This is a genomic window from Micromonospora chaiyaphumensis (assembly GCF_900091435.1).
Taxonomy (GTDB): domain Bacteria; phylum Actinomycetota; class Actinomycetes; order Mycobacteriales; family Micromonosporaceae; genus Micromonospora; species Micromonospora chaiyaphumensis.
Genome location: NZ_FMCS01000003.1, coordinates 187,407 through 210,834 on the forward strand (window position 1 = coordinate 187,407; position 23,428 = coordinate 210,834).

At 73.3% G+C, this 23,428-nt stretch carries 18 protein-coding genes; 6 read left to right on the forward strand and 12 right to left on the reverse strand.

The annotated features are described in order from the left end of the window. Positions 1–65 precede the first annotated feature (65 nt). Positions 66–1,595: a hypothetical protein gene (locus GA0070214_RS10205; protein ID WP_244167634.1), complete on the reverse strand. Its 1,530-nt coding sequence runs from the start codon at positions 1,593–1,595 to the stop codon at positions 66–68. 82 nt (positions 1,596–1,677) lie between these two features. Beyond that, positions 1,678–2,214 (reverse strand): DUF4240 domain-containing protein, encoded by a 537-nt coding sequence (locus GA0070214_RS10210; RefSeq protein WP_091262072.1) that lies wholly within the window; start codon positions 2,212–2,214, stop codon positions 1,678–1,680. 231 nt (positions 2,215–2,445) lie between these two features. Here GA0070214_RS10210 and GA0070214_RS10215 point away from each other — a divergent pair, with 231 nt between their 5' ends. After that, a complete protein-coding gene (locus GA0070214_RS10215; RefSeq protein ID WP_139141790.1) occupies positions 2,446–2,829 on the forward strand; it encodes a hypothetical protein in 384 nt (127 codons plus the stop codon). 90 nt (positions 2,830–2,919) lie between these two features. Here the strand turns inward: GA0070214_RS10215 and GA0070214_RS10220 are convergent, their stop codons facing one another. Continuing rightward, positions 2,920–3,399, reverse strand: a complete 480-nt coding sequence (locus GA0070214_RS10220) for a GNAT family N-acetyltransferase (RefSeq protein ID WP_091261737.1) — start codon at positions 3,397–3,399, stop codon at positions 2,920–2,922. Positions 3,400–3,559: 160 nt separating this feature from the next. Beyond that, complete coding sequence (locus GA0070214_RS10225) at positions 3,560–4,516, reverse strand: sulfotransferase family protein (protein ID WP_091262074.1); 957 nt, start codon at positions 4,514–4,516, stop codon at positions 3,560–3,562. Positions 4,517–4,620: 104 nt separating this feature from the next. On the opposite strand from GA0070214_RS10225, the gene GA0070214_RS10230 reads away from it, so the two are divergent. After that, complete coding sequence (locus GA0070214_RS10230) at positions 4,621–5,802, forward strand: zinc metalloprotease (protein ID WP_244167635.1); 1,182 nt, start codon at positions 4,621–4,623, stop codon at positions 5,800–5,802. Positions 5,803–5,861: 59 nt separating this feature from the next. On the opposite strand, the gene GA0070214_RS10235 is transcribed toward GA0070214_RS10230, so the two are convergent. The 4 genes from GA0070214_RS10235 to GA0070214_RS32755 all read right to left on the reverse strand — a co-directional run bounded on the left by GA0070214_RS10235 (position 5,862) and on the right by GA0070214_RS32755 (position 9,911). Beyond that, positions 5,862–6,377 carry a GNAT family N-acetyltransferase gene (locus GA0070214_RS10235; RefSeq protein ID WP_091262077.1) on the reverse strand — a complete coding sequence of 172 codons (516 nt, stop codon included), beginning with the start codon at positions 6,375–6,377 and terminating at the stop codon, positions 5,862–5,864. Between the two features lie 64 nt (positions 6,378–6,441). Continuing rightward, positions 6,442–8,970, reverse strand: a complete 2,529-nt coding sequence (locus GA0070214_RS10240) for an FtsX-like permease family protein (protein WP_091261738.1) — start codon at positions 8,968–8,970, stop codon at positions 6,442–6,444. Between the two features lies 1 nt (position 8,971). Further along, positions 8,972–9,742, reverse strand: coding sequence for an ABC transporter ATP-binding protein (locus GA0070214_RS10245; RefSeq protein ID WP_208602737.1), 771 nt, complete (start codon positions 9,740–9,742; stop codon positions 8,972–8,974). Positions 9,743–9,779: 37 nt separating this feature from the next. Then, positions 9,780–9,911, reverse strand: a complete 132-nt coding sequence (locus GA0070214_RS32755) for a hypothetical protein (protein WP_279615645.1) — start codon at positions 9,909–9,911, stop codon at positions 9,780–9,782. Between the two features lie 174 nt (positions 9,912–10,085). Here GA0070214_RS32755 and GA0070214_RS10250 point away from each other — a divergent pair, with 174 nt between their 5' ends. Then, complete coding sequence (locus tag GA0070214_RS10250; RefSeq protein ID WP_167364225.1) at positions 10,086–10,289, forward strand: heavy-metal-associated domain-containing protein; 204 nt, start codon at positions 10,086–10,088, stop codon at positions 10,287–10,289. On the opposite strand, the gene GA0070214_RS10255 is transcribed toward GA0070214_RS10250, so the two are convergent. From GA0070214_RS10255 to GA0070214_RS10265, 3 genes are all read right to left on the reverse strand, one after another. Continuing rightward, on the reverse strand, positions 10,286–13,261 hold the full coding sequence (locus tag GA0070214_RS10255) for an AfsR/SARP family transcriptional regulator (protein ID WP_167364226.1): 2,976 nt from the start codon (positions 13,259–13,261) through the stop codon (positions 10,286–10,288). The genes GA0070214_RS10250 and GA0070214_RS10255 overlap by 4 nt on opposite strands. Before the next feature lie 129 nt (positions 13,262–13,390). Beyond that, positions 13,391–14,461 carry a flavin-containing monooxygenase gene (locus GA0070214_RS10260; RefSeq protein ID WP_091261742.1) on the reverse strand — a complete coding sequence of 357 codons (1,071 nt, stop codon included), beginning with the start codon at positions 14,459–14,461 and terminating at the stop codon, positions 13,391–13,393. Positions 14,462–14,484: 23 nt separating this feature from the next. Then, positions 14,485–14,682: a heavy-metal-associated domain-containing protein gene (locus GA0070214_RS10265; RefSeq protein WP_091261743.1), complete on the reverse strand. Its 198-nt coding sequence runs from the start codon at positions 14,680–14,682 to the stop codon at positions 14,485–14,487. 218 nt (positions 14,683–14,900) lie between these two features. Between GA0070214_RS10265 and GA0070214_RS10270 the strand changes: the two genes are divergently transcribed. Then, the gene (locus tag GA0070214_RS10270; protein ID WP_091261744.1) at positions 14,901–18,140 is read left to right on the forward strand and encodes a heavy metal translocating P-type ATPase; all 3,240 of its coding nucleotides are present in this window, start codon (positions 14,901–14,903) and stop codon (positions 18,138–18,140) included. A gap of 29 nt (positions 18,141–18,169) precedes the next feature. Then, positions 18,170–18,805, forward strand: a complete 636-nt coding sequence (locus tag GA0070214_RS10275; RefSeq protein WP_091261745.1) for a DJ-1/PfpI family protein — start codon at positions 18,170–18,172, stop codon at positions 18,803–18,805. A 233-nt stretch (positions 18,806–19,038) separates the two neighbouring features. Here GA0070214_RS10275 and GA0070214_RS10280 read toward each other — a convergent pair whose 3' ends face one another. Further along, complete coding sequence (locus GA0070214_RS10280) at positions 19,039–21,018, reverse strand: acyl-CoA dehydrogenase family protein (protein ID WP_091261746.1); 1,980 nt, start codon at positions 21,016–21,018, stop codon at positions 19,039–19,041. A 348-nt stretch (positions 21,019–21,366) separates the two neighbouring features. Here GA0070214_RS10280 and GA0070214_RS10285 point away from each other — a divergent pair, with 348 nt between their 5' ends. After that, the gene (locus GA0070214_RS10285) at positions 21,367–23,400 is read left to right on the forward strand and encodes a hypothetical protein (protein ID WP_091261747.1); all 2,034 of its coding nucleotides are present in this window, start codon (positions 21,367–21,369) and stop codon (positions 23,398–23,400) included. Positions 23,401–23,428: the final 28 nt, after the last annotated feature.

Below are 23,428 nucleotides of genomic sequence, written 5' to 3' on the forward strand. Positions count from 1 at the left end.
CGGCACGTCGACAGAGGCGGACGGCAGCGGCTGGTGGGTGCGGCGTGCAGCGTGGCTGTCCGGTGTCAGTCCGCGGTCATCCTGTTCAGGACCAGCTCCATCTGATCGACTGTCAGGGCCGGGTTAGCCGCGGCGGCCTCGGCCAGTTCAGGATCACTGAGAAGCGAGGCGATCCGCGGCGCCGGTAGCCGTGGACTGCTTGCCATCGCCTGCCGCACGCCGGCGTCCGGGTCGGTGCTGAGTCGGTCGACGAGTTCGGGGTCGGCGTGCCGGTCGAGGGCGACGAGCCGACGTACCGCCGGGTCAGCGTCGTCGGCGAAGCGGGTCAACCCTTCGGCGGGAAACTGCGGCAGCTCGCTCAGTTGGTCCCGGCCGCAGCAGTGGTACTCCAGGTAGCAGCGCAGCAGCAGCGCTGGCGGCGCGGCCGGGTGATGCTGGGCGAGCAGGACCCGTACGCCCAGATCGGAGTCGTCGGCGAGGATGGCGACGACTTCCGGCGGCAACTTGGCGTTGCGGGCTGCTCGTCGGCGCAGCAGCGGATTGACCGAACGGGCCCACCGCAATGCATCGGTGAGCTCCGGCGCGGCGTCGGCGGGATACGGGATCCCACGGCAGCGGACGTCCGCGGAGCCGAAGTGGCCATCGCCCGGCGCAGTGGTCACGTCGATATCGATGCCCGCGCGCTGCTGCTCGGTGAGGCCAGGATGGGTGGAGACCGCGGTGCGGACTTCGACCGCTGGGTCGGTGGCGAGCCTGACGAGTTGGTCGCCGGTCAGGTCGACGCGACCGCTGACTCCCAGCCGGACCGCAGGGTCGGGGTGGCGCAGCAGCGTCTCGACCACGTCCGGCGGGACGCTGGGGTTCTCGCCCATCACCCGCAGCGCAGCCGTGTCGCCGCTGGCGACTACCTGATCGATCAGCGCCCGGGACAGTGGACGCCGCAGCACGTACCAGAATGCGTGACAGTGCTGATCCGGCAGGTCCGCAAGCTCCATCACCTGCTGCCGGTGCGCGACGCACGCCACGGCGGCCGCACGCACCTCGGGCGCCTCGTCCTCCAGCAGCGCCTGGCGTGACCGCTTGTCCAGCCAGTACCAAGAGCCTGCCGCGAACCGGCGCACGCCTGGCCGGGGATGCGCGGCGGCCAGCTGGAACAGACGTCGGTCATATCGCATGGCCTCGACGAGCTCGCCGATCAGTTCCTCGCGACTGAACGGCATGTCGGAGGGTGGATCATCAAGCTCGGCTAACAACTTCACCAGCACGTCGTCAGGCAGCGACTCCTGACCGGGTCGGCCGAACGCGCGCATTCTCACCCGCCAGGCCGAGTCGGTCAGCAGCTTGGCACGCGCCGGAGGCGCGACCTGCGGGTGGGTCGCCAGCGCTCCGCGGATCCTCGGCGAGGGATGGTGCAGCGTCGCATCCTGCACCAGCGGCGGCAGGTCGCGGCGGCGTCGTAGGCCCTCGCGCACCTGCTCCGGCCACGTCTTCAGCAGACGGAGTAGCACGTCGCTCGGTGCTGCTGGATTTCTCGCCAGGCCGCGCAGCAGCGGGGACGGGGCCGAAGACCGATCCAACCAGGCGTCACCGATCATCGGCCGCACCTTACGCCGACGCTCGCCCCCACGGAGTCCGCTCATCGTCGTGCCGATGCTCTGTTAGCAGCTGCGGTTGACGTCACTCATCCATGAAGAGCACGGCGAGCCTCGGCAGACGCCGACGGGCCTCGTCCTCGTCCTCGAAGTCCCAGCCCCGGCCGAGGTCCGGGTATCTGCCGGTGACCGCATTGGGCAGTTCCACGCTGCCTGTCACGACCGTCCATGCGTCCCATACGACGCCATACATGGATTCGCATTCGAGATCGAACCCGCCGTCGACCGCAACGCGTTGGACGACCGGCAGATCGGCGAGCGTATCGGGGTCTGCTACGGCGCGTTCGAACGTCTCTCGCCCCTGGGTGAGCAGCCAGCCGCGGAAGTACTCGAAACCGTCGTCGGAGCAACCTCCGTTGATCAAATAGGCCGCCTGCCACAGGCCCCAGCCGTACGACTGCGTCCGCAGATCCCACAGTGGCTGCGCCAGGTCCGCGATCCTGTTGGCCGGCAGGGCAGTCAGCAGCCGCAGTGTCCGTTCGGCGACGTCCTCGGCGTCCGAAGGGTCGGCCGCAGACTCTCGTGCCTTCGCCACCAGGTTCCAGAACTCGTCAACACTCATCACGCGGAGTATGGCATTGCCCCTTGGCCTCGCCGCCCACCATCTGGCGTGGTACCAGCCCCTGACCTCCCGCCGAGCTTACGGAGCCCTAGACAGGTGAGCTGATCGCGGCAGGAGAGGATGCGCGACGAGTACGGGGCTAGCGTGATTGAATCGTGCGCTGTATCGGCGGGAGTAGGAGGAACTCGGGGGCTCATGGCGGACGAGTTGGATGAGACGGGGAGGTGGGCCGTGTTGGACGATCTCGCCGTCATCTGGAACCGTGCCGCCGACTACGGGGCTGAGGGTGAAGCGCCTGAAGGAACTCCGCTGGGGATTGCGCACCTTTCCTTCCTGCTGCGTGTCTACAACTCGGCCATGGGCGGCGGCTTGGGCTTCGCCGTGGAGGTCAACGAGCCTTTCCGCCTGAGACGGGCGATCGACGCGATGCGCTACTTCCGCCTGTCCGAGCTTGCTGATCTCCTGACTGACGTCTTCAACCGTGAGTCGGATGTCGAATACGCCGGATCGCGGGAACGTCAGTTCCACGATCTTCTCGGCCCAGCGGATGAGAATCTGGATAAGGCGTTCAGAGCCAAAGCCGCCGAGGCTCCCAGCGACTTCGGTCTTCGCTAAGCCGACCGGACTCAGGTCGAGTGTTATGTGATCTGTGCACTCATCTCGGAAGGTCGGGGCGCCGGCCGCGGCAACCCGTCTGGCTCCTGGTCAACTGAGCGACTTACGCATCTGTTGTGTCACGACGCGATAGCCGGAAGTCTCGTACAGCCGGATCGCCCGGTCGTTGTCGCGGAAGACGTTGAGCTCCAGGCGACCCACGCCACGGGATCGCACCGCGTCCTCGGCGGCAGCCAGGAGCGCGCGTCCGTAGCCCGATCCGCGGTACGCCTCGTCGATTTCGATGTCGTAGATGAACGCGCAGTCGGGCGCGCCGCGCGGATGCGTCAGGCCCAGCCATGACACACCCACATGGCTGCCGTCGGGGAGCGTGGCCCTCAGGAACAGCATTCCGGCGGTCGCAAAGCCGTCCGGCAGCAGGACGTCGTTTGCCTTGGTGGCCAACTCGAGGGCCTCGTCCGCGGGCCAGTTTCCGGCTGCTACCTGCTCATCTGCGAACGCTCGGATGGTACGGGCACGCCACTCCTCGTACTCGTCCTTCGTCATGTCCCGCACGATCAACTCAGGCACAGGGTGATGGTCCCACGCCAATCGGTGGACGGCTGCCCGGTTATCCGCGGAGCATAACGGAGCGCCGGTGCTCGGGTCTGCGATGAGGTTCGGCTGAGGCAGCGTCTACCGGGCGTTCGAGGGGCTGACGCGGCGTCGTCAAAGTGGGAAGCCGGAGTCGTCACTCGTATCCCATGGCTGGGATGACCTTGCCGAGTGCTTCCTTGATGAACTCGCGGGTGTCGTCGTCGAACTGGTTGTTGCGGTTCGCCAGCTTGTGCGACTGAAACGTCGACGGGGTGGCGAAGTCGTCGACGTCGAGCCGTTCGAACAGGGCCTTGCGCTGCCCGGGCCAGTCGGCCGCGAGGTCTTCCGCTTTCACCTCGATGTATCGCCGGCCCGTCAGGTCGACCGTGTTCTTCCAGGTGAGCCATCGGTGGTAGATGGGCTTGAGGTAGGCGAGCGCGCCGTCGACGGTGGGCGGCGCCCATGGCTGGGCCAGGTGGGAGGCGAGCACCGAGACCGGGTGACGCTTGATGTGCACGATGGTCGCTTCGGGGACCAGTTCCCAGAGGAAGTCCATGCACAGCAGGTTGAACGGTGTCTTCTCGCACCAGGTCGGCTTGCCCGCGTCGGCGGCTGCCCCGCCGAACAGGGTGTCGACCAGGCCCCGCAGGATTCCGAGCAGTTCCGCCCGGTCGCTGAAATACCTGGGGACCACCCGCCTGCGGCTCGACGGCTCGAACGGCCCGGCTGGGCGGTCGGCGTTCCCGAAGCCCTCCGCGGGTGCGGGTTCGTCGAACGTGTGCATGATCAACTGCGGCCAGAGCCGCTGCACCGCCTCCCGGTAGCGCTGCTCGCCGACCAGCTCGGGAACGGTCTTGCCGCGATCGTCGCGCCGGCCGGGCACTCGTACGGTGAGGAAGTCGCTGAGCCGGTGCAGGGCGTCCTCACCGACGGTGGGGTCGTACCGATCGGTGAGCGCGTCGGCCAGGTCCCGCAGCCCGCCCGGGTCGATGAGGAACTTGGTCTCCATGGGAATCCGATGGATCAGCGGATGTTGGCCGATGACGTCGGCGATCCGTGAGGTTCCCGAACGACCCGTACCCGCGACGAAGACCGGTGAGGGGGAGGACATGGCGAGCAGCCAACTCTCGGTCCGGCGCCGGTGCAAGCCATTAATCCCCTTCACCCGCTGCTAAGGGTCGGACCCGCAGGCTGGTCCCGCCGTACCATCGCCCGGTGATCTCCTCCCGCCGCCGGCTGGTCGTCGCGTGCATCCTCCTGGTGTTGGAGGCGTTGGTGGTCGCGCTGTTCGTCACCGAGTCGGTGACGGGTGCGATCAGTGCCGTCGTTCTCACCTGCGTGTCGGTGTGGGTGCATGTCGTCCTGCACGAGTGTGGGCACCTCGTCGTGGCGAAGCTGCTGCGTCTGCGGGTCATCGCGGTCCGTATCGCACCCTTCACCGGCTGGCGGAGCGAGGTGTGGGTCCGGCCGACGCCGATGGCAACCGTGTTGCCGCTGCGGATGGTGTTGTTCTACCTCGGTGGCCCGATGGCGAACCTGTGCGCCGCGATGCTGCTCTGTGCCGCAGCGGCGGTGACGAGCACGGCGTTGACACGCGTCGTACTGCTCGGCGCGGCGCTCGTCGGGGCGCTGCTCGGGGTGGTCAATCTCATTCCCGGGATCTCGCCTCGTAGTGACGGCCGTAACCTGCTTCGCTGGCTCTCGGCGCCGACGGCCACCCGCGCCGCGCTGCGGGCCGGCTATTACCAGGAGGAGGTGAGCCGGACGTTGCGGGCGATGGCCCGAGGGGAGCATGGTCTCGGAGATCCGGTCCCCGACGGCAACGACCCGCTACTGGCGCTCGCCGCCTTCCAACGGCGCTGGAGCACGGGGCACGCCGGGTCGACCGCGGATTACGTCGCCGAGGCCGAGCGGCTCGCGGCGCTGGCTCGCGCCGACCGCACCGATCCCATGGCCGCCGCCGCGATCGGGCAGGTGCTCACCGTCCAGTTCGGGTTGTGGTACCTGTACGACGCGGTGGTGAACGGCGTACCGGTAGTTCACCGGGAGGTCGTGGAGATCTCGGAACTGGCCCAGCTCGCCTTCGACGTGCAGCCGCACCGGTTGTCCGCTCGTGTCGCCCTGAGCCTGGCTCACCTGCTCAACCATCGGCCGGAGCAAGCGCGGTCGCTGCTTCTCGACATCCGGCCGGGTGTCGAGGAGCCGGACCTGTGCCACGTCGCGTCCCTCCTGTCGGCCGTCGCCGAGTGTCACCTCGGCAACCGCGCGGGCGCGGACGCCTTCATCCGGGCGGCGGCCGACGGCGGCTACCAGCAGCTGACGCAGGTCGCTGTCGCGATCCGCGCCGCCGACCCGGTGCCGCGCCTGTTCGCCCCGGCACCGATGGCGGACGCCTGACCGGCGTGCCCCCGGAGCAGACGCGGGTCCACGGTCCGGGGGAACACCCGTCCGGCGGCTCAGCAGGGGCTCTCCTGGTGCCGGGCGGGCGTGTGCGTGCCTGCCGGCGAGAGCAGCGGGAGATAACCCTCCGGAGGCCAGCCGGCGACCACCTTGGTGAAGAGCCGCGCGCCCAGGCGGCGGTAGAACCGTTGTGCTGCCACGTTCTCGGGCTTGACCTCCCACCGGATGGTGAGCCGGTCGACGGCGGCGCAGCGAGCGAGCGCTGTCATCAGCTCCCGCCCCACCCCGCCGTCCCGGGCCTGCGCGCGGACGTACAGGTCGTCCAGGGCGAGGATGTCGCCGCCGGTCCACAGGTGCAACCGGCGCTGCGCGGACACGTAGCCCAGCGGTTCGCCGGCCCGCTCGGCCAGCAGGACGGTGACGTCGGCGCGTCCGAGCAGGTCGCGCCACCCCGAGGCGGTCACGTGGACGTGGGCGCTGTCGCCCTCGTGGGCGGCGATCTCCCGGACCAGGGTGTCCACGACGGGAGCGTCGTCCGGGCAGGCCCGGCGGATCGTGATGGTGTCGTTCATGGTGTTCTCCTCGAAGAAGGTGTGGCCGGGTGGCACCGGACGGGCCGGTGCCACCCGGGAGGAATCACGGAGTGCCGATGGCGGCGAGAACGTCCAGCCGGGCGGCCCGGCGGGCGGGCAGTAGCCCGGCGAGGAGGCCGGCGGCGAGGGCGACGGCCAGCACCAGGAGCAGCCGGCCGGCCGGCACCGCGAGCACGGTCGGGGCGTCCCGGCCCAGCGCCCGGACCGTGGCGGCGGCGAAACCGACGCCCAGCAGGATTCCCAGCACGCTGGCCAGCGCGGCGACCAGCACGGCCTCGCCGCGGATCATCCAGCGCAGCTGCCGGCGGGTCATTCCCACCGCGCGGAGCAGCCCGATCTCCGCGGTCCGCTCGGTGATCGAGAGGGCGAGGGTGTTGGTGATGCCGAGCAGTGCGATCAGCACGGCCAGCATCAGCAGCACCGTCACCAGACCGAGCACCTGGTCGATCATCTGGGTCCGGCCGGCCACCGCGGCGGCCTGGTCGCGCAACTGGGCGGTCGGGGTCTCGGCCAGGGCCGCCTTGATCGCCCGCTCGGCGGCCGCGCGTCCGGTCCCCTCGGCGGTGCGGATGAGTACGCTCGCGTCCATTTCCTCGCTGTAGAGCCGGGCGAAGGTGTCCAGCGAGATGAGGTAGTCGGTGGAGAGCGCCCGGGCGTCCCCGTCCCTCAGCAGGCCGACCACCGGAAGGCTGCGGGTGCCGGCGCGGGAGAACGTCATGGGCAACTCGTCCCCGACGGCCAGGCCCCGATCCCGGGCCACGTGCTCGGCCAGCACGATGCCCCCGCCGTCCAGCGCCGCCAGGTTGCCGGCGGTGAAGTGCAGGGACGCCACCCGGGGCAGCGTCGCCGGGTCGACGGCGGTGAGGGCCTGGGTGGCCTCCCCGTCACGCCAGTGGCCGTAGCGCAGCCGGGACGCGACCGCCACCTCGGGCAGCCGGCTCACCCGGTCGTACACCATGGGGGAGAGGCCACCGAGCATCTCGTTGCGGGCGCTCTCCACGACGTGATCGGCAGTGATCACCTCGGCGTACGACTGGCGGACCGAGCTCTTGACCGAGGTGCCGAGGACGGCCATGAAGCTGATCAGCGCGAGCCCGAGGGCCAGCGCCAGGGCGGTCGCCGCGGTGCGTCGCGGGGTGCGGGCCGCCGACTCGTTCGCCAGCCGTCCGGTCACCCCGGCGGCGGCCAGGGGCCGGCCGACGAGGCGTACCAGGATCGGGGTGATGGCGGGGCCGAGCAGCGCGAGCCCGCCGACGGCGCCCAGCGCGGCGACGCCGAGCAGCGGGACGGGCGCGCCGGCGGCGAGCACCGCGGTGGTCGCGGCCAGACCGGCCGCGGCGGCCAGCGCGCCCGCGATCACCCGGAGCCGTCCGGTGCGGGCGGCGGCCGCGTCCCGCAGCGCCGCGACCGGCGCCACCGCCACGGCCCGACGGGCCGGACCGACCGCCGAGCCGACCGTGACGACAACACCCACGGCGAAGGCCACCAGGACGGTACGGGCGGTCAGCACCAGCCCGCCCTCGGGCAGCGGTACGCCGAACGCCCCGGCCAGGTTCCGGATGCCGGTGGCGGCGGCGACGCCGAGGCCGAGGCCGACGGTCGAGGCGGCGAGCCCGACCAGCAGCGCCTCGCCGAGGACGGAGCGCAGCACCTGCCCGCCGGTCGCCCCGGCGGCCCGCAGCAGGGCGAGTTCCCGGGTGCGCTGGGTGATGACGATGGAGAACGTGTTGGCGATCAGGAACGCGCCGACCAGCAGGGCCGCCGCCGCCAGTGCGAGCAGCACGAGTTGCAGCCAGCTGAGCTGGTCCCGGGCGGCGGCCGCGCCGGCGGCCGCGATGTCCCGGCTGGGGGTGACCTCGTAGCCGGCGCCGAGGGCGACGCTGATCCGGTCCCGCAGTTCGTCCGGGGCGACACCGGGTGCGGCGACCACCGCCACCTCGGAGACGGTGGAGCCGAGCCGCAGGAGGCGCTGCGCCGACGGGAGGGTGACCAGGGCGATCGTGCTGTTCGGCAGGCCGCCGCGGGCGCCGAACCCGGCCAGGCCGACCACCCGCAGCCGGCCGGTGTCGGTCGCCCGGACCGTGACGGTGTCGCCGAGGCCGATGCGGTGCGCACGGGCGGTGTCCTCGTCGATCACCACCTCGTCGTCGGCGGCCGGCGGCCGGCCGCTACGCACCGTGAACGCGCCGAGCGGCGGTGGCACCCAGGAGGCCAGCACGGACGGGCCGCTCGGCACGACGGCCGTGCCGTCCACCTCCAGCAGGCCCTGGCCCCGGACCTGCGGCCGGACGGCGGCCACGCCGGGCACCGCGGCGATCCGCTCCGGGAGGTTCGCCGGCAGCGGATCCCGGGTGACCTCCACGCCCATGGCGGAGTCGAAGGCGACCGCGTCGCGCACGGTCAGGTCGACGCCGGCGGTCGCGGTGCGGAACTGGTCGTCCAGCAGCCGCCCGGAGGTGTCGGTGAGGATCAGGCTCCCGGTGGCGAAGGTGACGCCGAGGACGACCGCGAGCAGGGTCAGCGCAAGCCGGGCCCGGCGGGCCAGGGTGGTACGCAGGGTCAGGCGCCACATGTCAGTTCCCTCCGGTGGCGGCGGGCGCGGTCAGGCGCGCCATGTGCGACAGGATGGCCGGAACCGTCGGCGCGTCGAGTTCGCCGTCGATCCGGCCGTCGGCGAGGAACACCACCCGGTCGGCGTACGCGGCGGCGTGGGGGTCGTGGGTGACCATCACGATGGTCTGCCCGAGCTCGTCGACGGCCTGCCGCAGGAAGCCGAGCAGCGTCTCGGCGGCCTGCGAGTCGAGGTTCCCGGTCGGCTCGTCGGCGAAGACGATCTCCGGGCGGGTGACCAGAGCGCGGGCCACCGCGACCCGCTGCTGCTGGCCGCCGGAGAGTTCCCCGGGCCGGTGCCGTGACCGGTCGGTCAGGCCGAGGGTGGCGAGCAGGTGGGCCAGGTGCTCGGCGTCGGGCCGGCGGCCGGCCAGGGTGAGCGGAAGGACGATGTTCTCCCGCGCGGTCAGGGTCGGCACCAGGTTGAAGGCCTGGAACACGAAGCCGATCCGGTCGCGGCGCAGCAGGGTGCGTTGCCGCTCGGTCAGCCGGCCGAGGTCGGTCCCGCCGAGCAGGATCTGCCCGGCGTCGACGGTGTCGAGGCCGGCCAGCGCGTGCATGAGCGTCGACTTGCCGGAGCCGGACGGACCCATGATCGCAGTGAACCGGCCGGCCGGGACGGACACGGTGACGCCGTCCAGGGCGCGGACGGCGGCGTCGCCGCGGCCGTAGGTGCGGACGACGTCGCGGGCCTGCACGGCGACGGTGGTGGCGGGTGCGGGGGCGGTGCTCATGGTCATCGGAAATCTCCTGGCGGATGCGTCCGGGGGCTCAGCGGGCGGTCCGCCGGTGCAGCGGGGTGCGGCTTGCGCGAACGGTCGCGGCGTGCCGGTCCCGGCGCAGCCGGCGGACCAGTTCGGCGCGCTCCAACTGGAACAGCTCGGCGGTGAGCAGGTGGTTCATGGCAGCTCCTCGGTCAGGTGCGGATCGGTGACGTGAGGAGAGTCGCCGGTCGCGCTGTCCGGACGCTGGCTGTCGATCCGGTGGGGGCGGACAGCGGATGGACAGGCGGCCGCCAGCCGCCGCGACCAGGCTGGCCGCATGGTGGAACGGAACGAACCCGGGGGGCCGACGCGGGTGACAACCGTGCGGCTGCTGCCCGGCATGTGCCGGCGGTGCGTCCGCGCGGTCAGCGCGCGGGTGAGCGACCTGCCCGGAGTGGTGTCGCTGGAGTTCGACGTGGACGCCGGCGCGCTGCGGGTGGGCGGGGAGGTGGACCCGGCCGCCCTGCGCCGGGCCGGTCTGGTGGTGTGCCCGGACGGCCCGGACTGCTCCGGTTAGCGGCCCGCCGCCAGGTCCGTTGCGGCTCGCCGGGCCGCGTCGGCCTCCTGCGGTCGCCCCGCGGCCGTCGCCGCGTCGGCCGCCAGGGACCAGAGCCGGCGCCGCGCCCACGGGAACTCCCGCTCCTGGAGCAGCTCCAGCGCGCGGCGGCACTCGTCCGCCGCGCCGGCCGCGTCGCCGTCCGCGTAGCGGATCCGGGCCCGGCCCCAGGCGGCCCAGGCCTGGCAGCGTGGGTTGCCGCTGCGGCGGGCGGTGTCGTCGGCCTCGGCGAGCATCGCCGTCACCCCGTCGATCTCGCCCCGGTCCAGCCGGGTGTGCGCGAGCTGCACGAGGGTGAACGCCGTCGCGTGGGGGGAGGGGTTGCGCCGCGCCTCGGCCGCCGCTTCCTCCAGCGTGGCGATCGCCTCGTCGGGCCGGCCGGACTCGCGCAGCGCGATGCCGAGGTGCGCCAGGATCCCGGCGGGCAGCAGCAGATCGCCCGCCTTCCGCGTCCACTCGAGGCTGCGGGTCCACTGCTCGGCGGACCGCTCGAAGGCGCCGGTCCGCAGGTCCAGCAGCGCTTCGACGTAGTGGACCGTCCCGTGCCACCAGGGGTCGTCGGTCTCGCCCCGCTCGCGGACCGCCTGGGCGACCATCGCCCGGTACCGGTCCGGGTCGCCGTCGTACTGGCCCTCCCACGCGACGACCAGCCGGGAAGTGGCGGTGTTGACCGGGTCGCCCAGGCGCTCGAACGCCACCACGCTGTCGCGGGCGGCGGCCCGGGTCTGCGCGGTGGGGTAGTAGACGCCGAGCAAACCGATCCGCTGCAGGGCGGCGGCCCGCGCGGCGGGCGTGGAGACGCCGGCGGCGAGCAGCGCGGTCAGGGCGCGCACCCCCTCGTACCGGGGGCCGTAGTTCCAGAACAGGAAGAGGGCGTCCGCCAGCCGCAGGCCGGCGTCGACCCCGTCGCGCCGGTCCAGGCAGCGGTCGATCGCGGCGCGGAAGTTGTCGTGCTCCTCGGTCAGCCGCGCCCAGGCGTCGGCGTCGGAGCGCGCGTGCGGTCCGTACCGCTCGGCGAGTTCGGTGAAGTGGGTGAGGTGCCGGTCGCGGGCCGGCTCCGTCTCGCCCGCCTCGGCGAGCCGGGCCGTGGCGTACTCCCGGATGGTGACCAGCAGCCGGAACCGCCCGGTGGTCGGGTCCGGCACCACGAGGGACCGGTCGACCAGGCGGAAGAGCAGGTCGAGGACGTCGTCGGCGGCCAGGCCGTCGAACGCGCAGACCTGCTCGGCGGCGGGCAGGTCCCAGCCGCCGCGGAACACCGCCAGCCGGCGCAGCAGCCGCCGCTCGGCATCGGAGAGCAGGTCGTGGCTCCAGTCGAGGGTGGCCCGCAGCGTGCGGTGCCGCGCCTCGCTGGTCCGCGCGCCCGCCGTGAGCAGCGCGAACCGGTCGTGCAGGCGCGCCGCGATCTCGGCGGGCGGCAGCGCCTTCACCCGCGCGGCGGCCAGCTCGATGGCCAGCGGCATGCCGTCGAGCTGGCGGCAGATGTCGGCGACCACCGGCGCCGTCGTCTCGTCGAGGACGAACCCGGGGCGCACCGCCCGCGCGCGATCGACGAACAGGGCCACCGCCGGGCTGTCGCCCAGTCCCGTGGGATCGGCCGGCCCGTCGGGTACGCCGAGCGGCGCCACCGCGAGTTGGGTCTCGCCGGGTACGGCCAGCGCCTCCCGGCTGGTGGTCAGCACGGTCACCGCCGGGCAGGCCGCGACGAGCTGCTCGACCAGTTCCGCGGCCTCGTCGATGACGTGCTCGCAGTTGTCGACCACGAGCAGGGTGCGGTCGGCGCCGAGCCAGGCCGCCAGCGCGGCGATCGCGGCCGGTCCCGGCCCGCCGGCGGGCACGCCGAGCTGAGCGGCGACCGCCTCGGGCAGGTCCGTCCCGCTCGGCAGGGCGGCCAGCCGGACCAGGTGCACCCGGTCGGCGAGGGCGTCGTCGACGTGGCGCGCCGCCTCGACAGCAAGGGTGGTCTTGCCGACGCCACCCGGCCCGGTCAGCGTCACCACCCGCGCCTCGCGCAGCCGGTCCAGGACGCGGTGCACGTCGTCCTGACGGCCGACGATCGAGGTGAGCCGGCGGGGCAGGTCGTCGCGTTGCGGCGCCCGGGGGATGGGGACCGGCGGCGGCGCCGTCCGGGCCGGCTCGGCCACGGGCGGGGCGGCCGGCGCCGGCACCTGCTGGCGCAGGATCGCCTCGGCGAGCGCCTGGAGTTCGGGTGCCGGATCGATGCCCAGCTCGTCGGCGAGGCGGTGCCGCAGCGCGTGATAGGCGGTGATGGCCTGCGCCTGCCGTCCGCCCCGGTAGAGCGCCAGCATCAGCAGCCGGTGCAGCCGCTCGCGCAGCGGGTGGGTGACGACCAGTCGTTCCAGGTCGGCGACCGCCTCGGCCTGCCGGCCGGCGGCCAGCAGCAGCTCCAGGCGGTCCTCCACCGCGCCCAGCCGCAGCTCCTCCAGGCGGGCAGCCTCCGCGAGGGCCCACTCGGCGTCACCGACGTCGGCCAGGGCAGGCCCCCGCCAGAGCCGCAGCGCCTCGTCGAAGCGGGACAGCGCCGCGGCCGGCCCGTCGCCGGTGGTGGCGCCGCGTGCCGATTCCAGCAGCCGCTCGAAGCGGTACGCGTCCACCGCGTTCGCGGCGACCGCGAGCTGGTAGCCGGGGGCGCGGGTGACCAGCAGGTCGCCGCCGGCCCCGGCGGCCACCAGGGCGCGGCGCAACTTGGACACCCGCAGCTGCAGCGCGTTCGTGGCGTCGGCCGGGGGCTGCTCGCCCCACAGCGCGTCGGTCAGCGCGTCCGCCGAGACCACCCGGCCCGCGGCCAGGACCAGCCGGGCCAGCAGCGCGCGGACCGCCGGGGCGAGCGGCGTGGCGGGGCGGCCGGCCACCCGGAGCTCGACGGTGCCGAGCACCCCGAAGCTCACTATGGGCTCGCTGTCCCGGCTCATCGCACTCCCGTCCGCCGCGGCGGACACCCGGGGCCCGCTTCCGGTCGCCCGGCGACCGCCCGGGCGGGCCCCATGGTACGTCCCGGCCATCGCCGGAACGATCATCCGAGCGGCGGTGACCTGCACCGATCAGGCCGGGACCGCCGGTCGGGCCGGCGCCCGCCGCCGGTCCCCGGTCAGCCGGGCCGCCAACACCTCGGCGTCCCGGCCGACCCAGCCGAGCACCGCCGAGCCCCGGGCGCGTTGCCAGGGCAGGCCCAGGAAATACAGCCCCGGCCAGTCCGTCACGCCTTCCCGCTGAACGGGCGCGCCGGACGGGTCCAGCACCGGCACCTCCAGCCAGGGATAGTGCGGGCGGAAACCGGTCGCCCAGACCACCGCGTCGACCCGCCGCCGCCCGCCGCCGGCGAACCGGACGTGGTCCCCCTCGGCGTCCACCACCCGACCGACCCGGTCCACCCGGCGCAGCAACCCGGCCACGTCGGTGCCGATGATCGGGTTCTGGGCGGCGATCCGGCGGCCCAGCCGGCTCTCCGGGCTCAGCCGCATGGTGCCCGACCGGGAGAACCACCAGAAGATGTCCCGGCCCAGCCAGCGCTGCGGCAGCACGGGGCCCAGGGTCGGCGCGGCGAGCGCCACCCGGCGGCCGTCGTCGGCGAGTTCGGCGGCGATCTGCACCCCGGTGTTGCCCCCGCCGACCACCAGGACATCGTGTCCCGGCAGCTGGCCGGACCAGCGGTACCCGCTGCTGTGCACCTGCGCGACCCGCGGCGCGAGCTTGCGGGCCACGTCGGGGATCCGGGGCGTGTGGAACGCCCCGGCGGCGACCACCACGCGCCGGGCGTCGAGCGTCCCGGACGAGGTGTCGACCGTGAAGCCGCCCGCCGCGCCGGGACGGACCGACGTGACCCGGCAGCCGAGCCGGACCGGTAGGGCGAAGTGCGCGGCGTACCGGGCCAGGTAGTCGGCGACCTCGTCCCTGCCGGGGTGCCCGTCCAGGTCGCCGGGGAAGGGCAGGCCCGGCAGGCCGGAGAACCGGCGCGGGGTGAACAGCGTCAGCGAGTCCCACCGCTGCCGCCAGGCGGCTCCGACGCGGTCGTGCGCGTCCAGGATCGCGAAGGGCACGCCGGCGCGGCGCAGGTGGTGGCCGAGCGCAAGCCCCGCCTGACCGCCCCCGACGATCACGGTGTCGAGATCCATCGGTCCGTCTCCCCTCGTACCGGTCAGGCGACCTGGTGGCCGGCTTCGCCGATGGCGGCCACCACCGCGGCCCGGTCGGCGTCGCCGTCGACCCGGACGGTGCGGGTCGCCAGGTCCACGGCCACGGCGCGGACCCCGGCGACCAGGCCGACCTCCTCCCGGATGGCGTCGACGCAGCGGCCGCAGCTGATCTTCGGCACAGAGAGCACGAGCTGGTTCACGGTTCACTCCTTCGTCCGGCGGGCCGCCCTCCTGGTGGCCCGGCGGTTCGAACCCTGCCGGGAGGCGCTGTCCGCGCCCTGTCGCGTACGCCCGGAGGCGCCGACGGGTCGCGGACAGCGGGCGGACAGCGGCGGCGGCGAGCGTGGCGTCACCGGCCGGCGAGGGCCGCCGGACCAGCGAGGGCGCCTGCGACGCCCGGTACGAGAGGAGCAGTGCGATGACGACACCGACGGTTGTCTCCGGCACGCTGGACATCGGCGGGATGACCTGTGCGTCCTGCGTCCGGCGGGTGGAGCGGGCGCTGAGCCGGGTCGAGGGCGTCGAGGCGGCCCAGGTCAACCTGGCGACCGAGACGGCGAGGGTGGTCTACGACCCGGCCCGGGTGGCCCCGCCGGCACTGACCGCGGCGGTGGAGCGAGCCGGCTACACGGCCACCGTGCCGGCCGACGAGCCGCGTGAGCCGGGCGTTGCGCCCGCGGCGGCGGCCGACGAGGACGCCGAGCGTGCGCGCGCCGAGGAGCGGGAGGTCACCCGGCTCAAGCGGACCTGGCAGCTCACCCTGGCCACCGGGCTGTCCATGATGGTGCTGATGTACCTGCCGCTGTCCGTCGACGCGATGGACTGGCTCATGCCGGCGCTGCTGGTCGTCGCGACCGTCGTGCAGTTCGGGGCGGGCCGGCCCTTCTACCGGGCGGCCTGGGCGGCCGCGCGGCACGGCGGTGTCAACATGCACACCCTGGTGGCCCTGGGCACCACCGTCGCCTACGGGTACAGCGCCTTCGTCACGCTCTGGCCGGCGGCCGCCGAACGGCTCGGCCTGCCGCTGCACGTCTACTTCGAGATCTCCGTGGTGGTCATCGCACTGGTGCTGACCGGGCGCTGGATGGAGGCCCGGGCGCGGCGGCAGACCGGCGCGGCGATCGGTGCGCTGCTCGGGCTGCGCCCGCGGACCGCGCGGGTGCTGCGCGACGGCGCCGAGGCCGAGGTGCCGGTGGACCAGGTCGTCGTCGGTGATCTGGTGCGGGTGCGGCCCGGCGAGAAGGTGCCGGTGGACGGCACGGTCGTCGAGGGCGCCTCCACCGTGGACGAGAGCATGCTGACCGGCGAGAGCTTGCCCGTGTCGAAGACGGTCGGGGACGTGCTCATCGGCTCGACCGTCAACCGGACCGGCTCCGTGGTGCTCCGGGCCACCGCGGTGGGTCAGGACGCCACCCTCGCCCAGATCGTGCGCCTGGTCCGCGAGGCCCAGGGCGGCAAGGCGCCGATGCAGCGGCTGGTGGACAGCGTCTCCGCCTGGTTCGTGCCGGCCGTGCTCGGGCTGGCGCTGCTCACCTTCGCCGTCTGGGCGCTGGCCGGGCCGGCCGACGGGCGGCTGACCTTCGGCATCGGCACCGCCATCGCGGTGCTGATCATCGCCTGCCCGTGCGCGCTGGGCCTGGCCACCCCGACCGCGATCATGGTCGGCACCGGCAAGGCCGCCGAGCTGGGCATTCTCATCTCCGGCGGCGACGCGCTGGAACAGGCCCGGCGGATCACCACCGTGGTGCTGGACAAGACCGGCACGCTGACCCGCGGCCGCCCCGACGTGACCGCGCTGCACATCGTCGACGGCGTCGACGCCGACCAGCTGCTGGCCTACGCCGCTGCGGCCGAGACCGGCTCGGAGCACCCGCTCGGCGAGGCGATCGTCCGGCACGCCCGCGCCCGCGACCTCGCCGTTGCGGCGGCGGAGTCCTTCGAGGCGGTGCCCGGACACGGCGTCGAGGCGCGGGTCGATGGCCGCGCCGTGCTCGTCGGCAACGCCGCCCTGATGCGTCGCCACGACGTCGACGTGACCGCCCTGTCCGACCGGACCGCCGGCGTCGCCGCCACCGGCGGCACCCCGGTGTACGTCGCCCTCGACGGCCGGCTCGCCGGCGTCGCCGGGGTCGCCGACACCCTGCGGCCCGAGTCCGCGGACGCGGTGGCCCAGCTGCGCGCGCTGGGCCTGCAGGTGTGGATGCTCACCGGCGACAACCGGGTCACCGCCGAGGTGGTCGCCCGCGAGGTCGGCATCACCCACGTGATCGCCGACGTCCGGCCCGAGGAGAAGGCCGCCCGGGTGGCCGCCCTGCAGGAGCGCGGCGCGGTGGTGGCGATGGTCGGCGACGGCATCAACGACGCGCCGGCGCTGGCCCGCGCGGACCTGGGGATCGCCATCGGCACCGGCACCGACGTGGCGATCGCCGCCTCCGACATCACCCTGGTCGGCGGCGACCTGCGCGGCATCGTCTCGGCGATCGCGCTGTCCCGGCGTACGGTCACCACGATCAAGCAGGGCCTGGGTTGGGCGTTCGGCTACAACGCCCTGCTGATCCCCGTGGCCGCCGGGGTGCTGTACCCGACCTGGGGCATCCTGCTCGACCCGTCGCTCGCCGCCGCGGCCATGGCGATGAGCTCGGTCAGCGTGGTCACCAACGCGTTGCGGCTGCGCCGCTTCCGCCGCCCGCAGACGGCCGCCGCGCTGCGGCCCCGACTGGGTGCCCGGCTCGGCGAGTGGGCGTACCTGACCGGGGTCGCCGCGCTCGCGCTCGCCGTGGGCGCCGGCTTCACCGCGCTCAGCCGCACCGACGCCGCCGCCCGGGGGATGAACGGGGTGCTGGCCTGGACACAGAACACCGGCATGCCGATGCGGCCGGCGATGAGCACCATGATGACCGCCGAGACCGAGCCCGTGGACGCCGAGGACGCCGGGGTCCGGGTCGACGTCCGGCTGCCCGCCGACGTCCTGCCCGGCCGGCCCGCCACGATCCGGGTCCGGATCACCGACGCGGACAGCGGCCGGCCGGTCCGGGACGTCGGGCGCAGTCACGACGCGTGGATGCACCTGATCGCCGTGCGCGACGACCTTGCCAGCTTCGCCCACGTCCACCCGCAGCCGGCGGGCCGGCCCGGCGAGTTCGACGTGACGCTCACCTTCCCCACCCCGGGCCGGTACATCGTGCACACCGAGTTCCGGCGCAAGGGCGAGCTGACCGACGTGCTGCAGCGCCACGACCTGGTGGTCGGCGACCCCGGGGAGGTCATCCACCAGCGGCCCGTGGTGTCCGGCCGGCAGCAGGTCGTCGACGGCGTGCGGGTGACCCTGGACGGGACCGCGAAGGTCGGCGGGAGCCGCTTCACCTACCGCTTCGCCGACGCGGCCACCGGCCGGCCGATGACCGGGCTGCGGCCGTACCTGGCCGCCGCGGGGCACGTGGTCGTCATGTCGGCCGCGGGCGACAGCTTCGCCCACGAGCACGCCGAGACCGTCGACGCCGACGGCCGGCCGGTCTTCGCCCTGCCAGGTCAGACGTACGGACCGGACCTGAACCTGCACGCCGACTTCCCCCGCCCGGGCCGCTACCGGCTTTGGGGCCAGTTCCGCCTCGCCGACGGCCAGGTGATCACCGTGCCGTTCACCGTCGACGCCCGCTGACCGACCCACGCCCTGGAAAGGAAAACACCATGCAGATCGCCGTCCTCCTCTTCGACCGGTTCACCGCCCTCGACGCCGTCGGCCCGTACGAGGTGCTCGGCCGGCTCCCCGGCGCCCGTACCGTCTTCGTCGCCGACCGGCCGGGCCCGGTTACCACCGACGTGGGCACCCTCGCCCTCACGGCCACCGCCACCCTGGACGAGGTGACCCGCCCGGACGTGCTTGTGGTCCCCGGCGGGCCGGGACAGATCGCCCGGATGACCGACGCCCGGCTGCTCGACTGGCTGCGCGCCGTCGACGCCGCCACCACGTGGACCACCTCGGTCTGCACCGGGTCGCTGCTGCTCGCCGCGGCCGGCCTGCTGGAGGGCCGCCAGGCCACCTCGCATTGGCTGGCCCTGGATCAGCTGCCCGCGTTCGGGGCCGTGCAGGCCGAGGAGCGGGTGGTGGTGGACGGCAAGTACGTCACCGCCGCCGGGGTGTCGGCCGGCGTTGACATGGCCCTGACGCTCGCCGGCCAGATCGCCGGGCACGCCGTCGCCCAGGCGATCCAGCTCGGCATCGAGTACGACCCCCGGCCGCCGTACCCGGCGGGATCCCCGCGTACCGCGCCGGCGCCGCTGGTCGCCGCGCTGCGCGCAAACCCGCAGCGGGTGCTGGGCTGAGCGGACCGCCCGGGTCGGCGCGGGATCACTCGTCCGGCTGCCGGGGTGCGGCATCGAGAGGACCCACTCCCGCCACGCCCTGCAGCCGGGCGACCCGCACCGGGTTGGTCGCCCGGAACCGGACCGGTGGTCAGTCAGGTGGTGGCGTTGCGGTGATGGCGGAGTCGGGTGGGAGCAGCGCGCCGAGACCCATGCTGCAATGGGCGACGTTCCGTTTCCCGGCGGTGGGTCCGTCACGCCCCGACGGTCTGCGGATCACCGGCGGCGTCGTGGGCGGCCATCGTCTCCTGTCGGAGAGGTTCCTCGCGCAGGATGGCGCAGTGCAGCCACGCGTCCGGGATGCCGAAGCCGTCCACCAGCGTCCGCATGTGCGGGCGCAGCTCCTTGAGCAGGCCGTTCACGACTCCGGTGACAGCCTTCGAGCGGGCCGGCGTGAGTCTGCCGTGTTCCAGCAGCCAGCCCTTGTTGGCCTCGATGACGCTGAGCGCGTACAGGTCGCAGACCCGGGAGAGTAGCGCCCACACCGCCGGGTCGGCGGTGTCCTCGATGCCGGCGACGAACGCCTCCAGGGTGACCCGGTCGATGTGCGCGGCCGCGACGGCGAGGACGTGGTCCTGGACGTCGTTGAAGATGTCGAAGGGGTGGTCCTTCTTCGTGGCCGCGCCGTTGCGGAGGCGGCGGACCGCGCCGTCGAGCAGGTGCCTCTCGCGGTCCTCGAAGACCTTGAGGTGCCAGCCGCGGTCGGTGACGGCGACCTCCTCGTCGCGGCCGGGCACGGCGCTGATCAGCCGCTCGATGAGCGACCGGGCGGCGGTGCGTTCGAGCACCATCTCCCGGACGTGTTCGGCGGCGAAGGAGGCGCGTCCCCAGCCGTCCAGCGAACCGAACGCGTCGCGGTAGCCGGTGAGCAGGCCCTTGGCCACGAGTTGCAGCAGCACCGTGTTGTCGCCCTCGAAGGTGGTGAAGACGTCGGTGTCGGCCTTGAGGCTGGGTAGCCGGTTCTCGGCCAGGTAGCCGGCGCCCCCGCACGCCTCGCGGCACATCTGGATCGTGCGGGTGGCGTGCCAGGTCTGCGCGGCCTTGAGGCCGGCGGCCCGGGACTCCAGCTCCCGCTGCCGGTGCTCGTCGACCGGGCCGTCGCCGCCCTGCACCTCGTGCAGCGCGGCGACCAGCGCGGTCTGGGCGAAGTGCAACGCGTACGTGGTGGCCAGGGCGGGCAGCAGCTTGCGCTGGTGAGCCAGGTAGTCGTTGAGCAGCACCTCCCGATCCGCGCCGGGAGTGCCGAACTGCCGGCGCATGTCGCCGTAGCGCACCGCGATGGTCAGCGCCGACTTCGTGGCCGCCGACGCGGCGCCGCCAACGCTCACCCGGCCGCGCACCAGGGTGCCGAGCATCGTGAAGAAACGGCGGGAGTCGTTCTCGATCGGGCTGGAGTACGTGCCGTCCTGCGCGACCTGACCGTAGCGGTCCAGCAGCATGTCCCGCGGCACCGTCACGTGGTCGAAGCTGAGCCGCCCGTTGTCCACGCCGAGCAGGCCGGCCTTGGCGCCTGCGTCGCCGATGGTCACGCCGGGCAGGGGGTTGCCCTGCGCGTCGCGGATCGGGACCAGCCACGCGTGGACGCCGTGCCGCCGCCCGTTGGCGACCAACTGTGCGAAGACCACCGCCATCCGCCCGTCGCGAGCCGCGTTGCCGATGTAGTCCTTGCGGGCGGCCTCGTGCGGGGTGTGCAGGTCGAAGGTCTGCGTGTGCGGGTCGTACGTGCAGGTGGTGCGCAGTTGCTGTACGTCGGAGCCGTGACCGGTCTCGGTCATCGCGAAGCAACCGAGGATCCTGCCGGAGATGATGTCCCGCAGGTACGCGTCGTGGTGGCGTTTCGTGCCGAGGGCGCTCACGGCGCCGCCGAACAGGCCCCACTGCACGCCCGCCTTGACCATCAGCGACAGGTCGACCTGCGCCAGCATCTCGGTGGCCACGATCGAGCCGCCCACGTCGTTCCTGCCGCCGTACTCGGTCGGGAAGGCCGACGCGATCCCCAGCTCGGTGGGAAGTTCGGTGATCAGCCGGCTGATCCGCGCGCGGGCCTGGTCGCCGGTCTCGCCGTAGACCGGGAGGAAGCGCGCGTCGAGGTGGTCCCGGAGCGCGTTGCGGACGTCGGCCCACGGCCCGTCGAGCACCTCTCGCAGGCGAGCGAGGTCGATGTGATCGGACATGGGCACCCCTCCGTTGGCGGACATATGGGTACAGTCTGTACTCGATCAAGGTTACCGGCCGGTTGATGTATCCCGCCGGACCAGGCCACGGTGAGACCGGACACGATCGGGGCTCCCGCCGGGCCCGCCATCCCTCAGGGAGTCGGACGCTAACCGGCGATGATCACGCCGGCTGTCGTCGGCACCCTCGGCGAACAGGCCGAACGTCGGCGGGAGGCCCGGTCGGCGAACCCAGGAGCGCACGGCGCCCGGCCACCGGACCTTGCCGAGATCGATTCACGAGCGTAGGAAGAACACCACCCGTTGACCGCCGCGTCGACGCACCGTCCAGTGTCGAGGGAGAAGCGCGTGCCCACACCCAGGCGGCTCCGTCTCGCCGTGTCCGTGCTGGTGACCGCGGGCACCGTGCTGCTCGGCACGTCCGCCGTCGCGGCGCCGGCCGCGACTCCGGCGCCGGCCGGCGACCGGACGTGCGACCCCATCGACCCGACGGCCTGCCTGCTGCCGTTCCCGAACGACTACTTCACCGTGCCGGACCGGACCAGCCCCACCGGCAAGCGGGTGCGGGTCGCGGCCTCGGCGATGCCCGCCACCGTGCAGGGGGCGCCGATCGACCCGACCGAGTGGAACCGGCAGGACGGGTTCAGCCCCGGCTCGCCGATCCTGGTGCACGTGCCCGGCCTCGACGCCGCGGCGACCGGCATCGCACCGGTCACCGACATCGGCCGCTCGCTGGCACCGGACGCGCCGATCGTGCTGCTCGACGCCCGGACCGGCGAGCGCACCCCGTACTGGGCCGAGCTGGACGCGCACGCCGCCGGCCGGCCCGACCGGCAACTGCTGATCATCCGGCCGGCGGTCGCGCTGACCGAGGGCACCCGGTACGTCGTGGGCCTGCGCGGCATGCGCGACGGCACGGGAGCGACGATCCCGGCGCCGAAGGCGTTCCGCGCGTACGTGACCGGCGCCGGCCTCGGCCACCGCGACGATCGCGCCACGCAGATGAAACGGATCCTCGCCGACCTGAGCCGGACCGGCGTCAAGCGGCACAGCCTCTACCTGGCCTGGGACTTCACGGTGGCCAGCCGGCACGGGCTGACGGGGCGGATGCTGGCGATCCGCGACGGCGCGTTCGCCGCCCTCCGCCGGGCCGCACCGTCGTTCACCGTCACCCAGGTGACCGACTACTCGCCGGAGCAGGAGCCGCTGATCGCCCGGCAGGTGACGGGCACCATCGACGTACCGTCCTATCTCACCGGCGACGGCGGGCCCGGCTCGCGGCTGCACTACGGACCGGCCGGCGGCGACGGCACGCCACCCACACCGAACGCCCTGCCCACGCCGTCCGGCACGACGGTGGCGGCGGACTTCGTCTGCAACATCCCGCGCAGCGCCTCCGCCGCGAAACCGGCGCACCTCTCGCTCTACGGCCACGGCCTGCTCGGCCGGCCGACCGAGATCAACGCCGGCAACGTCAAGACGATGTCCAACACGTACGACTTCACCTTCTGCGCGACCAGCTGGATCGGCATGTCCGCCGCCGACGTCCCCTACGTGGCGGGTGCCTTCACCGACCTCAGTGCCTTCCCCGCGGTGGTGGACCGGTTGCAGCAGAGCTTTTTGAACTTCCTCTTCCTGGGCCGCGCAATGATCCACCCGGGCGGGTTCGCCGCCCACCCGGCATTCCGGGACACCTCCGCGCGGCCGCTGATCGATACGGCCGGCGGGTTGCACTACGACGGCAACAGTCAGGGCGGCATCAACGGCGGCGCACTCACCGCCATCGCCCAGGACTGGACCCGGTCGGTGCTCGGCGTGCCGGCGATGAACTACTCGACGCTGCTGCAACGCAGCGTGGACTTCGCCCCGTTCCAGCAGATCATGGACGGCTCCTACCCGGACAAGGTCGATCAGCAGCTGATCCTCGCGCTGCTCCAGATGCTGTGGGACCGCTCCGAGGCCAACGGGTACGCCCAGCACATGACCGACCGCCCGTTGCCGGGCACCCCGGCGCACCGGGTGCTGATGCACGTGGCCTTCGGCGACCACCAGGTCTCGCCCGCCGCGGCGGAGGTGCAGGCGCGCACGATCGGCGCCCGCATCCACGCCCCCGCGCTCGCCGACGGCTGGTCGGCGGACGTGCGGCCGTACTGGGGCATCGCGCCGATCCGCAGGTACCCGTACCCGGGGTCGGCGATCGTGATCTGGAACAGCGGCACGGCGTACGCGCCACCGCCGACGAACCTCGCCCCGGCCGGGCCGGAGTACGGGGAGGATCCGCACGAGTTCCCGCGCGCCCAGGCCGCAGCCCAGCGACAGAAGGCCGTGTTCCTGCTCACCGGCAAGGTCGTCGACGTCTGCGCGGGTACGCCCTGCCCATAGGAGGGGCCGTGACCGGTGGGTGAGTTGG